Genomic DNA, 13819 nt, shown 5'->3' with positions numbered 1-13819 from the left:
CACATCGCCCCGTCGAGCACCGGCTCGACGGGGCAACGGGGCGACGAGAAGCAGTCGGCCCGTCTTGGGGCGTCAGGACATGCCGCCGTGTAGGCGGCGGTCATCAGCAGGGTCGCCACGTCTCCCAGTACGCTGCTGAAGCTGGCCGACCAGCCCAGCGCCCGCACTTGCCCGGTCTGTGGGTCGGGCGCCACCTACCAGACGATCGACGGCCGATGGGGCTGCACCGCTTGCGGCTCCACCTGGGCCTGACCCCGGGGAGGACCCGATGGCGGCCTGCACGCAGTGCTCCGCTCCTGCGGTGATCGAGGACCTCGACGCACAGCCGCCGAAGCCCTGGTGCCTCGGATGTGCGACCGCCCTCGTACGAGCCGGTGATCCGGTGCTCAACTACCGCCAGCTCAACGGCGGGAGCGAGTACCGGCACATCCTGGCCGGTGGCAGCACCCAGGTCCTGCCCTTCGGCTGACGGACACACCGGAGCGGCCCGCTCCCTGCGCGCAGGGAGCGGGCCGCTCGTGACCATGGTCGCGGACTCAGACCTCCCGGGCGCCCGCGCGCCAGACCGCGGCCGTCAGCGGCACGCCCGGGCGGTACGCCAGGTGGACGTGCGAGGGCGCGTCGAGCAGCAGCAGGTCCGCCCGCGCGCCGACCGCCACCGTCCCCACGTCCGTCCGCCGCAGGGCGTGGGCGCCGCCCGCGGTGGCCGCCCAGACGGCCTCGTCCGGGGTCATGCCCATCTCCCGCACCGCCACGGCGACGCAGAACGCCATCGAACTGGTGAAGCTGGAGCCCGGGTTGCAGTCCGTCGAGAGCGCCACCACCGCCCCCGCGTCCAACAACCTGCGCCCGCTCGGGTACTCGGCCCGCGTCGAGAACTCCGCCCCCGGCAGCAGCGTCGCGACCGTCGCCGATCCCGCCAGCGCCGCCACGTCCTCGTCGGTCAGGTGGGTGCAGTGGTCCGCCGAGGCGGCCCCCAGCTCGACGGCGAGCTGCACGCCCGGCCCGTACGTGAGCTGGTTGGCGTGCACCCGCGGCGTGAGGCCCTTCTCGATCCCCGCAGTGAGGACGGCCCGCGCCTGGTCGCCGTCGAACGCGCCCTTCTCGCAGAACACGTCCACCCAGCGGGCGTGCGGCGCGCAGGCGTCCAGCATCTCGCCGGTGACCAGGTCGACGTACCCGGCCGGGTCCTCGGCGTACTCGGGGGCCACGATGTGCGCCCCCAGGTACGTCGTCTCCGGGGTGTGCTTGGCCGCGATCCGCAGCGCCCGGGCCTCGTCCTCGACCGTCAGCCCGTAGCCGGACTTGCACTCGATGGTGGTGGTGCCCTGCCGCAGCGCCTCCCGGACGAACCCGGCCAGCCTGGCCTCCAGCTCGGCGTCCGAAGCCGCCCGGGTGGCCGCCACCGTCGTGCGGATACCGCCCGCCGTGTACGCCTGCCCGGACATCCGGGCGTTGAACTCGGCCGTACGGTCCCCCGCGAACACCAGGTGGGCGTGCGAGTCGACGAAGCCGGGCAGCAGGGCCCGGCCCTCGGCGTCGAAGCGCTCGTCCGCGGCCGGGGCCTGCGCCGCCGGGCCGACCCAGGCGATCGTGTCGCCCTCGACCACCACGGCCGCGTCGGCCAGCAGGCCGAGCGGCCCGGTGCCCTGACCGGGGTCGTTGGTGACCAGGCTGCCGATGCCCGTGATCAAGGTGGTCCTGGTGCTCAAGACAACGCCTTCCGAAGGGAGCCAAACAGAGGAATCAGTAGTCCAGCGCGCGGATGGCGGACCGCAGCGCGCCCGGCACGTCGGCCACCAGCTGGTGCACCCCGTCCCGGACGACGTGCCGGCCGCCGACCACCAGGTGCCGCACGTCCGCCGCCGAGGCCGCGAAGACGGCGATCTCGGCGCCGAGCCGGGGCGGCGGCCCGGCCGTACGCACCGAGTCCAGCGCGATGACCGTGAAGTCGGCGAGCGCCCCGGCCTCGATCCGGCCGGCCTCCGGCCAGCCGAGCGAGGCGTGCCCGTCCTCGGTGCCGGCCCGCAGCAGCGCGTTGGCCGTCCAGTGCCCACGGGTACGGGTGCGCAGCCGCTCGTCCAGCTCCAGCGCGCGGGCCTCCTCGAACGGGTCGATGACCGCGTGGCTGTCGCTGCCCAGGGTGATCGGGCTGCCGCCCGAGGCGAGTCGGCGGGCGGGGCCGATGCCGTCCGCGAGGTCCCGCTCGGTGGTGGGGCACATGCAGACGGTCGTGGAGGAGTCGGTGAGGAGCCGGACGTCCTCGTCGGTGAGGTGGGTGGCGTGCACGACCGAGGTGCGCGGGCCGAGCGCGCCGTGGTCGGCGAGCAGCCGGGTCGGGGTGACGCCGTGCGCGGCGAGGCAGGCGTCGTTCTCGGCGGTCTGCTCGGACAGGTGGACGTGCAGCGGCGCTTGGCGCATCGCCGTCCAGTGCGCCACGGTGGCCAGCTGCTCCGCCGGGACGGCCCGGACGGAGTGGATGGCGGCGCCGATCCGGGCGTGCTCGCGCGGCTTCAGCGCGTCCGCCCGCTCGGCCCAGGCCTGCGCGTCGCCGTCGCTGAACCGCTGCTGCGGCTTGGTCGGCTCGGCGCCGAAGCCGGCCGACAGGTAGCAGGTGTCCAGCAGGGTGATCCGGATGCCGGCCCGGGCGGCGGCCTCGATCAGCGCCTCGCCCATCGCGTTCGGGTCGTCGTAGCGGGCCCCGCCGGGCGCGTGGTGCAGGTAATGGAACTCGCCGACGGCGGTGATCCCGGCCAGCGCCATCTCGGCGTAGACGGCGGTGGCGAGCTCCAGGTAGGTGTCCGGGTCGAGCGCCCCGGCGAACCGGTACATGGTGTCGCGCCAGGTCCAGAAGGTGCCGGAGCCGACCTGCACGTGCCCGCGCAGCGCCCGGTGGAAGGCGTGCGAGTGGGCGTTCGCCTGGCCGGGCAGCAGCAGCCCGTCGAGGCGGACGGCGCCGGGCGGGCAGGGCCCGCTGTCCGGCGTCACCGCGGTGATCAGCCCGCCCGGGCCGGTGGCGATCAGCACGTCCCGTTCGACCACCGGACCGTTGGGGTGCGGCAGCCACGCGTACTGCGCCCAGTAGCTCACTGCGGTCGCTGCGGTCACTGACACGCCAGGTCCTCCAGTACGTCGGCGAGGGCGGTCACCCCGGCCAGGCAGTCGGCCACCTCTGCGTGTTCGGCCGGGGAGTGCGAGACACCGGTGGGGTTGCGCACGAACAGCATGGCCGTCGGGATGGCGGACGCCAGGATCCCGGCGTCGTGTCCCGCGCCGGTGGGCAGCACCGGGGCGTCCAGCAGCTTGGCGAGCCGGTCGCGCAGCGGGCCGTCGAAGTCCACCACCGGGGTGTAGGACTCGCGGACCAGCTCGACCCGGACGCCGTCGCGCTCACCGCGCTCGGCCGCGGCCCGCTCGATCTCGGCGACCAGCGCGGTCAGGGTGCGCTCGTCGGCCGCCCGGGAGTCCAGCCAGCCGCGCACCAGCGAGGCGATCGCGTTGGTGCCGTTGGGCTCGACCGCGACCTTGCCGAAGGTGGCCAGCGCGCCCGCCTGCGCCGCCTTCTTGCGGGCGGCGAGCACGGTGTTGGCGTAGGTCAGCATCGGGTCGCGGCGGTCCTCGATCCGGGTGGTGCCGGCGTGGTTGGCCTCACCGTGGAAGTCGAACCGCCAGCGGCCGTGCGGCCAGATCGCCCCGGCCACGCCGACCGGCTGCCCCTCGGCGAGGTAGCGGCCCTGCTCGACGTGGAGTTCGACGAAGGCGCCGATCCGGGCCAGCCGGTCGTCGTCCGCGCCGATCCCGGTCGGGTCGTAGCCGGCCTTCTCCATCGCGTCGGGCAGCCGGACGCCGCCGGCGTCGCGCAGCTCGTACGCGGCCTCCGGCGAGAGCACACCGGCGGTGAGCCGGGAGCCGATGCAGGCCACGCCGAACCGGGCGCCCTCCTCGTCACCGAAGTTGACGATCGCCAGCGGCCGGGTGAACTCGGCTCCCCGGGCGCGGAGTTCGTCCAGCGCGGCGAAGGAGGAGACCACCCCGAGCGGGCCGTCGAAGGCGCCGCCGTCCGGCACCGAGTCCAGGTGCGAGCCGGTGACGACGGCCCCGCCGGCCTGCGGGTCGCCCAGCCAGGCCCACTGGTTACCGTTGCGGTCCAGCTCGTACGCCAGGCCGCGGTCGCGGGCCTGCTGCTCGAACCAGGCGCGGCACTCGGCGTCGGCCGAGTTCCAGGCGAAGCGGCGGTAGCCGCCGGACGAGGCGGAGCGGCCCACGGGGAGCAGCTCCGCCCACATCTGCTCGAAAGAAGGAGCCGTCACAGCTCACCCATCGGGATGCGGACCCCGCGCTCGGCGGCGACCTCGTCGGCGCGGTCGTAGCCGGCGTCCACGTGCCGGATGACGCCCATGCCCGGGTCGTTGGTGAGCACCCGGCGGATCTTCTCCCCGGCCAGCGCGGTGCCGTCGGCGACGGTGACCTGCCCGGCGTGGATCGAGCGGCCGATGCCGACGCCGCCGCCGTGGTGGATGGAGACCCAGGAGGCGCCGGAGGCGACGTTGACCATGGCGTTGAGCAGCGGCCAGTCGGCGATCGCGTCCGAGCCGTCCAGCATCGCCTCGGTCTCCCGGTACGGGGAGGCGACCGAGCCGCAGTCCAGGTGGTCGCGGCCGATGACGATGGGCGCGGCCAGCTCGCCCGAGGCGACCATGTCGTTGAAGCGCTCGCCGGCCTTGTCGCGCTCGCCGTAGCCGAGCCAGCAGATGCGCGCCGGGAGGCCCTGGAAGTGCACCTTCTCCTGGGCCATCTTGATCCAGCGGTGCAGCGACTCGTTCTCCGGGAACAGGTCGAGGACGGCCTTGTCGGTCTTGGCGATGTCCTGCGGGTCGCCGGACAGCGCGGCCCAGCGGAACGGGCCCTTGCCCTCGCAGAACAGCGGGCGGATGTACGCGGGGACGAAGCCGGGGAAGGCGAAGGCGCGGTCGTAGCCGGCCAGCTGGGCCTCGCCGCGGATCGAGTTGCCGTAGTCGAAGACCTCGGCGCCGCGGTCCTGGAAGCCGACCATCGCCTCGACGTGCCGGGCCATCGACTCGCGCGAGCGCTGGGTGAACTCGGCGGGCTTCTCTGCCGCGTAGGTCGCCATGTCGTCGAAGGAGACGCCGACCGGCAGGTAGCTCAGCGGGTCGTGGGCGCTGGTCTGGTCGGTGACGATGTCGATCGGCGCGTCCATCGCGAGCAGCTGCGGGAAGAGCTCGGCGGCGTTGCCCAGCAGGCCGATGGAGAGCGGCTGCTTCTTGTCGCGGGCCTCGGTGGCCAGCTGCAGGGCGTGGTCGAGGTTCTTGGCCTCGACGTCGAGGTAGCGGTGCTCGATCCGGCGGGAGATGCGGGACGGGTCGCAGTCGATGCAGATCGCCACGCCGCCGTTCATGGTGACGGCCAGCGGCTGGGCCCCGCCCATGCCGCCGAGGCCCGCGGTGAGGGTGATGGTGCCCTCCAGCGTGCCGTTGAACCGCTTGTTGGCGACGGCCGCGAAGGTCTCGTAGGTGCCCTGGAGGATGCCCTGGGTGCCGATGTAGATCCAGGAGCCGGCGGTCATCTGGCCGTACATGGTGAGCCCGAGGCTCTCCAGGCGGCGGAACTCCTCCCAGTTGGCCCAGTCGCCGACGAGGTTGGAGTTGGCGATCAGCACGCGCGGCGCCCACTCGTGGGTCTGCATCACGCCGACCGGGCGGCCGGACTGGACCAGCATGGTCTCGTCCTGCTTCAGGCCCTGCAGCGTCTTCACCATCGCGTCGAAGGAGCGCCAGTCCCGGGCGGCCTTGCCGGTGCCGCCGTAGACGACCAGCTTCGACGGGTGCTCCGCCACCTCGGGGTCGAGGTTGTTCATCAGCATCCGCAGGGCGGCCTCCTGCTGCCACCCCTGCGTCGTGAGCCCCGTCCCCCGCGCGGCGCGCACCTCACGCGGTCCGCTCGTCTGCTGCTGCACCATGGTCCCGGCCTCTCTGCGGATGGATTCATTCATGTTCTCTTCGACTGAATATAACTAAACAGATGGGTTTCGACCAGACCCCGGAACAATCCGATCAGCCGGGAGCCCCACCGGCCCCCAGGCACGCCGAAGCGCCCGTCCGGCAGTGCCGTACGGGCGGTGCGGGCAGGGCTCAGGCCGCCGCGCCGCCGTCCCAGTCGATGCCGATCTCGGCCAGCCAGCGGCGGTCGGCGGCGTCGGGGGCGGGCGGGGACGGCGGGCGGGGGACGTTCTGGACGGGGCCGAGGCCGTACTTCTCGGCCGCCACGGCGGCGGCGTCGGGTTCGATGACACCGACGTGGACGGCGGACTCGTCGCCCGGATCGAGGACGGTCAGTTCGGGTTCGGGCAGGCGCCGCAGGGTGACGCGGCGTCCGCAGGCGGGGCAGGACCATTCGTCGGCGCCCGAGGAGAGGCGGGCGACGAACTTCATCTCGTGGATCACGCGCATGGGCGGCACCCCCTGCAGTAGGGGATGCCCGGGTTCGTGACGACTACTCTCCCGCCGCCGCTCCGGCCTGTGCTTGTTCCTGGCTTCGCCTATTCCGGCCCGCGCTTATTCCAGGCTGTGCTTATTCCAAGAAGAGCCCGCGTGCCGTCGCCGACTGCTCGATCGCCTCCAGGCGCGCCTCGGCGCCCGGGAGTTCGTCGCACATGGCCTGCAGCAGCACCCGGCCGAGCATCATCGGCGCGCAGGCGGTGTCGAAGACCAGGCCGGTGCCGACGGCGGCCGGCAGCATCAGGTCGGACAGCTTGGCGACCGGGGCGAAGGCGCTGTCGGCGACGGTGAGCACCGTCAGCCCGCACTCCCGGGCCACCGCCAGAGCGTCCATCAGCTCGCGCGGGTAGCGCGGCAGGGCGAAGCAGAGCAGTGCGCTGGCGCCGGCCGCGGTGGCCTGTTCCAGCCGGTCGGCGAGCATGCTGCCGCCCTCGTCCAGCAGCCGGATGTCCGGGTGCACCTTGGCGGCGAAGTACGCGAAGCCGCGCGCCTGCGCCGAGGCGGCCCGCAGGCCGAGCACCGGCAGCGGGCGGGAGGCGGCGAGCAGCCGGGCGGCCCGGATGATCGGCTCCGGGTCGGCGAGCAGTTCGGCGAGGTGGCGCAGGTGGGCGATCTCGGCGAGCACGGCCTGCTGGTGCTCGTTGCGCACGGCGTCGTCCGGGCTCTCCGGCGCGGCGGGTTCGCCGCCCCCGAGCTCGCGCAGCTGCTTGCGCAGCGCCGGGTAGCCGTCGTACCCGAGCGCGACCGCGAAGCGGGTGACGGAGGGCTGGCTGACGCCGGCGAGTTCGGCGACCTCGACACTGGACAGGAACGGCGCCTCGGTGGCGTGCCGCACCAGCGAGTGGGCGATCCGGCGCTGGGTCGGCGTCAGCCGGTGCCCTTCGAAGAGCTGGAGCAGTCGGGCGGAGGGGCCGACGCTGCCGGTCTCGTCGATGGCGGTCATCAGCGGTACCTCCGGATGCGAGCGGGTCGGACGACGACTGTGCAGCAGCGCGTCGCGCCTGGCAAAGACGTCTCGTACGGCGGGACGTCGGGTGAGACGTCCGATGGGGCGTTCGGGGAGACGTCCCGGCGGGACATCCGGGGAGACGTCCCGGGGAGCGGACGGAGGGAGGCGGCATCCGGACGGTGGCCGGCCCCCGGCTAGGGGTAACCCTGATTTGTCCCTGAGCCCGCCCGGATTCCCCCCGCGAACGGATGGACCGGACGCCCCGGCGGGCCCACGCTGTTCTCCATGGACACTCGCCAGGACGATCTGCGGCGCGACCTCGACGCCACCCTGCAGGCCCGCAAGGAGCTCGGCAAGGAGTACGAGGACGAGCTCGTCGACTCCTTCATGAAGCGTCTCGACGCCCGCCTGGACGCGCGGGTCGAGCGCTCCGTGGCCCAGCGGATGGACGACTACGAGCGCCCCTACCACCACCGGGACCAGCGCCCCCGCCGCCAGGGCTGGGGCAAGCGCTCCGGCAACGGACTCGCGGTGGTCTCGATGGTGCTCGGCATCCCACTGACCGCCATCGCCACCAGTCCGGGGACCGGCGGCTTCGCCGGCCTGATGGTCTGCTGGGCGGGCATCGTCGGGGTCAACGTCGCCGCCGCGTTCGGCGAGCGCCGCAACCGCGAGGAGCGCCGGCCGCGGAGCGACTGGGACTAGGGCCTGGCTCGTGGATCCTTGCCCGGCCCTGGTCCCGGCCGCCCCGCGGCGAGGGGGCGTCAGGCCAGCGGGCCGGTGACCTTCTCCACCGCGCGCACCAGCTCGCCGGAGGCGACCAGCGCCGCCGCCGCCTCCAGGTCCGGCGAGAGGAAGCGGTCGCGGCCGGCGCCGCCGACCCCAGCCTCCCGGGCGACGGCCAGCGCGGCCGCGGTCGCCGGGGCGATCCGGCCGGTGGTGTCGGCCTGCTGGCGGATCTCCAGCGCGCGGGCGGAGGCGGTGAGCTCGACGGCGAGGATCCGGCCGAGGTTCTCGACGGCCTGGCGCAGCTTGCGCGCGGCCGACCAGCCCATCGACACGTGGTCCTCCTGCATCGCGGAGGACGGGATCGAGTCGACCGAGGCGGGGACGGCGAGCCGCTTGTTCTCGCTGACCAGGGCCGCCTGGGTGTACTGGGCGATCATCAGGCCGGAGTCCACGCCCGGGTCGTCGGCCAGGAAGGCCGGCAGGCCGTGCGAGCGGGCCTTGTCGAGCAGCCGGTCGGTGCGGCGCTCGGAGATCGAGCCGAGGTCGGCGGCGGCGATGGCGAGGAAGTCCAGCACGTACGCGACCGGGGCGCCGTGGAAGTTGCCGTTGGACTCGACCCGGCCGTCCGGCAGCACGACCGGGTTGTCCACCGAGGCGGCCAGCTCGCGGGAGGCGACCAGCTGGGCGTGGGCCAGGGTGTCCCGGCCGGCCCCGGCGACCTGCGGGGCGCAGCGGATCGAGTACGCGTCCTGGACCCGCGGCGCGTCGTCCTGGTGGTGGCCGGTGAGGCCGGAGTCCTTGAGGACGGCGAGCATGTTGGCGGCGCTCAGCGCCTGGCCCGGGTGCGGGCGGATCGGGGCGTGCAGCTCGGGGGCGAGCACCTTGTCGGTGCCGAGCAGCGCCTCCAGGGACATCGCGGCGGTGATGTCGGCGGTGGTGAACAGCCGCTGCAGGTCGGCGATGGCCATGACCAGCATGCCGAGCATGCCGTCGGTGCCGTTGATGAGGGCCAGGCCCTCCTTCTCCAGCAGCTCGACCGGCTCGATGCCGGCGGCGGCGAGCAGCTCGGCGGCGGGCTTCTCCATGCCGTCCGGGCCGGTGGCGGTGCCCTCGCCCATCAGGACCAGCGCGCAGTGCGAGAGCGGCGCGAGGTCGCCGGAGCAGCCGAGCGAGCCGAACTCGCGGACCACCGGGGTGATGCCGGCGTTGAGCAGGGCGGCCATGGTCTGCGCGACGAGCGGGCGCACGCCGGTACGGCCGGAGGCCAGGGTCTTCATCCGCAGGAACACCAGCGCGCGGACCACCTCGCGCTCGACCGCCGGGCCCATGCCGGCGGCGTGCGAGCGCACCAGCGACCGCTGCAGCTGCGCGCGCAGCTCGGGGCTGATGTGCCGCACGGCGAGCGCGCCGAAGCCGGTCGACACGCCGTAGACGGGACGCGGCTCGGCCGCGAGGGCGTCGATCCGCGCACGGGCGGCGGCCATCTCGGCCAGCGCGTCGGGACCGATCTCGACCCGGGCGTTGCCCCGGGCGACGGCCAGAACGTCCTCGGCGCTGACGTCGGCCTTGCCGACCAGGACCAGCGGAGCGTCGGGGGCCACAGCACTGTGCATATCCATATACACCATCACATCAGGTGAATGAAGATATGACAACAGGTGTTCGCCATCCGGATTCACCTTCGTCCGGATTCTCCGCCGTCCGGCTCCGCGCCGCACGCCGCGCCCCCCGTACGCCCCCCGCCCCGCAGCCGCCCCCGTACGCCCCCGCCCCGAGGCCGCCCGGGTCTCACCGCCGCCCGAGTTCCGCCTCGATCAGGTCGGCCGCCCGGGCGGTGCCGCCCTCGGCCCGGCCGGCAGCGGACAGCTCCCGCAGCCGCCCGGCCACCGCCGGATCACCGACCAGCTCCAGCAGCGCGGCGCGCAGCGCCTCCGGCGTCGCCTCCTCGGTGTCCAGTCGGCGGGCGACGCCCAGGCCCACCAGCGCGTCCGCGTTGGCGAACTGGTCGGTGGCCTGCGGCACCGCGATCATCGGCACCGCGTGGAACAGCCCCTCGCTGGAGCCGCCCATGCCGGCGTGGGTGACGAAGGCGTCCGCCTGGGCGAGCACCGACAGCTGCGGCACCCAGCGGTGCACCTCGACGGTGTCCGGCACCTCGCCGAGCTCGGCCGGGTCGGTGTGCGCGCCGATCTGCAGCACCGTGTGCCAGCCCGGCAGGTCCCCGAAGGCCTGGACGCAGGCCCGGTAGAACGCCGGGTGGTGGGTGAACGCGGAGCCCAGCGAGACCAGCAGCACCTTCTCGGCGCCGGCCGGCCGCTGCCACCGCCCCTGGTGGGCCCGGTCGCCGAAGCAGGGGCCGACGAAGCTGATCCGCCGGTCGTCGACCCGGTCGGCGTTGGGCTGCAGGGCCCGCGGGACCAGCGCGACCGCCCGCTCCGGACGGTTCTTGAAGATGTCCACGTTCTTGAAGGCGTCCACGTCGCGCCGCACCGCGCCGGCCTCGGCCAGCCAGTCGGCGAACCGGCGGTAGTGCTCGGCGCCGCCCGGGCCGGTGCGGATGGCCTCGAACATCTCGGCCAGGTCCTGCTCGAAGCCCTCCCAGCCGACGAAGGTCGGCGACAGCTGCACCACCGGCACCCCCAGCCGCTCGCCGAGCGCCCGGCCCGCGTAGCCCGCGATGTCGCAGAGCACCAGGTCGGGCCGGTCCTCGGTGAAGGCCTCCAGCAGGACGGGCCACATGGAGAGCGCGTCGTCCAGGAACAGCTCCTGGATCGCCACCGGGTCCTCCATCCAGCCGTTGGGGTCGTCGGCGAGCGGCAGCTTCGTCGGATAGGGGACGAAGGTGGCGCCGGTGGACTCGACGGTCTCCCGGAAGGAGGGGTCGTTGACGTAGCTGACCCGGTGGCCCCGGGCGACCAGCTCGGTGATCACGGCGAGGCTCGGGTTGACGTGCCCATGGGCCGGGACGGAGACCATCAGGATGTGTGCGGGGCGGAACACGGGCACCTCCGGGGGTAGCGGATGAGACGAGACGGATCGTCTCGCACTGTTCGCGAGACGATCCGTCTCGCGAGGTCTTGAGGAGACAATACGTCTCGTCTCGCCATTTCGCCTAGACTTTTCCTCCATGACCTCCAGAACCGCTCCCGACCCCGCCCGCCGCAGCGAGCGCTCCCGCGCCGCCGTCCTCACCGCCGCCACCGAACTCGTCGCCGAGGTCGGCTACGGCAAGGTCACCATCGAGGCGATCGCCGCCCGCGCCGGAGTCGGCAAGCAGACCATCTACCGCTGGTGGCCCTCGAAGGGGGCGGTCGTCTTCGACGCCTTCCTCGCCGCCAGCGAGCACGAGGGCAGCCTCGCCCTTCCCGACACCGGCGACCTCGCCGCCGACCTCCGGACCGTCCTGCGCGCCAGCTCCGACGAACTCGCCGACCCGGCCACCGACCGCACCTTCCGGGGCCTCGCCGCCGAGATCCTCAACGACCCCGCGCTGCACGCCGAGTACCGCACCCGCCTGCTGGACCCGCTGCTGGAGATCACCCGCGACCGGCTGCGCACCGCCCGCGAGGCCGGCCAGATCGCCCCCGACGCCGACCTCGACCTGGCCGTCGAACTCTTCTACGGCCCGCTCGCCTACCGCTGGCAGTACCGGCTCGGCCCGCTCAGCCACGACCACGCGGACCGGCTCGTCGACGCCGCGATGCTGGCCCTCACCCCGCCCGCGGCCAGGACGGGCCCTAGCGGCGGTTCCGGCTCCTGACCCAGAGCACGACCAGGACCGTGGCCAGCAGGCCGACCAGCAGGACCACGGCCAGCCAGCCGAGGAAGCCGTGGAAGAACCCGTGGAAGAAGCCGCGCTTGACCTTCTTCTTCGTCTTGGACTTCGACTTCGACCCGGCGAGCTGGCTGATCCGGTGCGCCCGGACGCCGTCCCGCGCCAGCGGCGCCCGCTCCGGTGCCGTCCGTGCCGGAGCCGTCCGCGCCACACCCGCCGGCCGCACCACCGCGGCCGCCGACGCCGGAGCGGCCATCGCCACCCCGCCGCCGAGCACCAGCACCCCGGCGACCGCCGCGCCCACCAACCGTCTGCCCATGACCCGCCCCCGTTCCCGTCCGGCCGACCGACCGACCGACCGGCGGTCCACCATCCCACCGCCCCACCCACCCACGGCACCCTCCGACCCCGACCGCGACCCACCCGCGACGCGGCGGTCACCGAATCGACACATCCCTCCAGGGCCCACGGGCCCGACGGGGAAAGGCGAGTCCGGGACCGGCCGAGGCAATCCCGACCCCCGACGAGCGCCGCGTGGATATGCTGGAGCAGCGGAGTCCGGGGTGCCGAACCGGCGATCCGGGGAGCCGCCCAGAACGGTCGTCCGGGGGGCCTGTGTCGAACGAAGAAGCAGTCAAAACCGCCTGGCAGATCCATGGTTCGCTGACCGAGGTGACCGGCAGGGTCGACTCCAAGGCCTCCTTCGCCCTCACCATCGAGTCCGCCGCGCTCGGCGCGATCGTCGCCCTGTCCGGCACCGGCACCGCCCTCGGCCGCACCTCCGGTGCCCTACCCGCGACGGCCTTCTGGCTCGGCGTGGCCGTCCTCGCGCTGGCCGCGGTCGCCGCCGTGTCGGTGGTCGTACCACGCGGCGGAGGCAAGCAGGAGAGCGACCCGCCGAACTTCGTCTACTACGGCCAGCTCCGGCACTGGACGCCCGACCGGCTCGCCACCGAGCTGGACGGTGCGGACCTGCTCCCCCTGCTCAGCAGGCAGTTGGTGGAGATGAGCCGGATCATCTGGATAAAGGACCGCCGGGTGCGGCAGTCCCTCCTGCTCGCCGTCGCCGGCTGCGGGCTGGTCACACTGGCGGGGCTGCTGGGATGAGAGCGGCCGGACCGGCGTCAGGCGGACGCGTGCCGTTCTGGCAGCTGCTCGACGCCCCGGCCCGGGCCGAACTGGCCGCCGTCGCCCGCCGGGTGCACTACCCGGCGGGCTGCTCACTGCTCCAGCAGCACGAGCACTCCGACCACCTGCTGGTGATCGAACGCGGCTGCGTCAAGGTCCTGGTGGAGTCGGGCGCGGGCTACCGCGCGATCCTCGCCATCCGGGGCGACGGCGACCTGCTCGGTGAACAGGCCGGCCTCGACGGCGGCTCACGGTCGGCCACCCTGTTCGCGCTGACCGACGTCACCGCGCTGCACATCCCGCTCAGCCGGTTCGGTGCCATCAAACACGCCGACCCCGCCGTCGCACAGGCCCTCCAACAGGTGCTCTCCGGCCGGCTGCGGGACGCCGACCAGCACCGGGCGGCTACCGGTTCCGCCGTCGTCCGCCCCCGCCTGGCCGCCCTCCTGCTGGAACTGGCCGAACGCTACGGCGATTCGGCGCCCACCGGCGAGGTCAGGATCTCCCTGCCGCTGTCCCAGGACGACCTGGCCGGCCTGGTGCTCAGCTCCCGGCGGACCGTCAACCGACTGCTGGAGGAGTGGCGGGATGCCGGCTGGCTGCGCACCGGGCGCCGGGTGATCGAGCTGCTCCACCCGGCGGAGCTGGAGAGACTGGCCCGTTCCGAGGGCCGGCTGCCGCCTTAGCACCCGAAGTCCGGCATTCAGCGTCGTCAGGGACCTG

The 13819-nt window shown here is 73.7% G+C and carries 14 protein-coding genes; 5 read left to right on the top strand and 9 right to left on the bottom strand.

What is annotated here, in order from left to right; all coding sequences use genetic code 11:
• The first annotated feature begins 268 nt into the window (after positions 1-268).
• Positions 269-469 carry a hypothetical protein gene (locus ACYP53_RS12545; RefSeq protein ID WP_459647406.1) on the top strand — a complete coding sequence of 67 codons (201 nt, stop codon included), beginning with the start codon at positions 269-271 and terminating at the stop codon, positions 467-469.
• Between the two features lie 67 nt (positions 470-536).
• Here the strand turns inward: ACYP53_RS12545 and hutI are convergent, their stop codons facing one another.
• The 6 genes from hutI to ACYP53_RS12515 form a co-directional block, all read right to left on the bottom strand.
• On the bottom strand, positions 537-1712 hold the full coding sequence (gene hutI, locus ACYP53_RS12540; protein ID WP_459647405.1) for an imidazolonepropionase: 1176 nt from the start codon (positions 1710-1712) through the stop codon (positions 537-539).
• A gap of 34 nt (positions 1713-1746) precedes the next feature.
• Positions 1747-3114 carry a formimidoylglutamate deiminase gene (locus tag ACYP53_RS12535; protein WP_459647404.1) on the bottom strand — a complete coding sequence of 456 codons (1368 nt, stop codon included), beginning with the start codon at positions 3112-3114 and terminating at the stop codon, positions 1747-1749.
• Positions 3105-4286, bottom strand: coding sequence for an allantoate amidohydrolase (locus tag ACYP53_RS12530; RefSeq protein WP_459647972.1), 1182 nt, complete (start codon positions 4284-4286; stop codon positions 3105-3107). Before ACYP53_RS12530 ends, ACYP53_RS12535 begins: the two co-directional genes overlap by 10 nt.
• Before the next feature lie 20 nt (positions 4287-4306).
• Complete coding sequence (hutU, locus tag ACYP53_RS12525) at positions 4307-6010, bottom strand: urocanate hydratase (protein ID WP_229928583.1); 1704 nt, start codon at positions 6008-6010, stop codon at positions 4307-4309.
• Positions 6011-6149: 139 nt separating this feature from the next.
• Entirely contained in the window at positions 6150-6467 is a 318-nt protein-coding gene (locus tag ACYP53_RS12520) for a hypothetical protein (RefSeq protein ID WP_189916186.1), read from the bottom strand.
• A 121-nt stretch (positions 6468-6588) separates the two neighbouring features.
• Positions 6589-7458 (bottom strand): MurR/RpiR family transcriptional regulator, encoded by an 870-nt coding sequence (locus ACYP53_RS12515; RefSeq protein ID WP_189916185.1) that lies wholly within the window; start codon positions 7456-7458, stop codon positions 6589-6591.
• A gap of 291 nt (positions 7459-7749) precedes the next feature.
• On the opposite strand from ACYP53_RS12515, the gene ACYP53_RS12510 reads away from it, so the two are divergent.
• The gene (locus ACYP53_RS12510) at positions 7750-8169 is read left to right on the top strand and encodes a hypothetical protein (protein WP_459647403.1); all 420 of its coding nucleotides are present in this window, start codon (positions 7750-7752) and stop codon (positions 8167-8169) included.
• A gap of 59 nt (positions 8170-8228) precedes the next feature.
• On the opposite strand, the gene hutH is transcribed toward ACYP53_RS12510, so the two are convergent.
• Positions 8229-9806, bottom strand: coding sequence for a histidine ammonia-lyase (gene hutH, locus ACYP53_RS12505; protein ID WP_459647402.1), 1578 nt, complete (start codon positions 9804-9806; stop codon positions 8229-8231).
• A gap of 175 nt (positions 9807-9981) precedes the next feature.
• The gene (locus ACYP53_RS12500; RefSeq protein WP_459647971.1) at positions 9982-11169 is read right to left on the bottom strand and encodes a macrolide family glycosyltransferase; all 1188 of its coding nucleotides are present in this window, start codon (positions 11167-11169) and stop codon (positions 9982-9984) included.
• 151 nt (positions 11170-11320) lie between these two features.
• Here ACYP53_RS12500 and ACYP53_RS12495 point away from each other — a divergent pair, with 151 nt between their 5' ends.
• A complete protein-coding gene (locus ACYP53_RS12495) occupies positions 11321-11953 on the top strand; it encodes a TetR/AcrR family transcriptional regulator (RefSeq protein ID WP_189916181.1) in 633 nt (210 codons plus the stop codon).
• Here ACYP53_RS12495 and ACYP53_RS12490 read toward each other — a convergent pair.
• Positions 11931-12287 carry a hypothetical protein gene (locus ACYP53_RS12490; RefSeq protein WP_189916180.1) on the bottom strand — a complete coding sequence of 119 codons (357 nt, stop codon included), beginning with the start codon at positions 12285-12287 and terminating at the stop codon, positions 11931-11933. The genes ACYP53_RS12495 and ACYP53_RS12490 overlap by 23 nt on opposite strands.
• Positions 12288-12640: 353 nt before the next feature.
• On the opposite strand from ACYP53_RS12490, the gene ACYP53_RS12485 reads away from it, so the two are divergent.
• Entirely contained in the window at positions 12641-13075 is a 435-nt protein-coding gene (locus tag ACYP53_RS12485) for a Pycsar system effector family protein (protein WP_459647401.1), read from the top strand.
• Positions 13076-13104: 29 nt separating this feature from the next.
• Entirely contained in the window at positions 13105-13782 is a 678-nt protein-coding gene (locus ACYP53_RS12480; RefSeq protein ID WP_459647400.1) for a Crp/Fnr family transcriptional regulator, read from the top strand.
• Positions 13783-13819 lie beyond the last annotated feature (37 nt).

It is taken from the genome of Kitasatospora sp. Ki12 (genome assembly GCF_054601375.1).
This window is presented reverse-complemented; position numbering and strand designations above follow the sequence as displayed.

Excerpts from the sequence above, each read along its gene's own strand:
- ACYP53_RS12545 (WP_459647406.1), top strand. The coding sequence starts at position 269 with ATGGCGGCCTGCACGCAGTGCTCCGCTCCTGCGGTGATCGAGGACCTC.
- ACYP53_RS12530 (WP_459647972.1), bottom strand. The coding sequence starts at position 4,286 with ATGTGGGCGGAGCTGCTCCCCGTGGGCCGCTCCGCCTCGTCCGGCGGC.
- hutU (WP_229928583.1), bottom strand. The coding sequence starts at position 6,010 with ATGAATGAATCCATCCGCAGAGAGGCCGGGACCATGGTGCAGCAGCAG.
- ACYP53_RS12520 (WP_189916186.1), bottom strand. The coding sequence starts at position 6,467 with ATGCGCGTGATCCACGAGATGAAGTTCGTCGCCCGCCTCTCCTCGGGC.
- ACYP53_RS12515 (WP_189916185.1), bottom strand. The coding sequence starts at position 7,458 with ATGACCGCCATCGACGAGACCGGCAGCGTCGGCCCCTCCGCCCGACTG.
- ACYP53_RS12510 (WP_459647403.1), top strand. The coding sequence starts at position 7,750 with ATGGACACTCGCCAGGACGATCTGCGGCGCGACCTCGACGCCACCCTG.
- hutH (WP_459647402.1), bottom strand. The coding sequence starts at position 9,806 with ATGCACAGTGCTGTGGCCCCCGACGCTCCGCTGGTCCTGGTCGGCAAG.
- ACYP53_RS12500 (WP_459647971.1), bottom strand. The coding sequence starts at position 11,169 with ATGGTCTCCGTCCCGGCCCATGGGCACGTCAACCCGAGCCTCGCCGTG.
- ACYP53_RS12495 (WP_189916181.1), top strand. The coding sequence starts at position 11,321 with ATGACCTCCAGAACCGCTCCCGACCCCGCCCGCCGCAGCGAGCGCTCC.
- ACYP53_RS12490 (WP_189916180.1), bottom strand. The coding sequence starts at position 12,287 with ATGGGCAGACGGTTGGTGGGCGCGGCGGTCGCCGGGGTGCTGGTGCTC.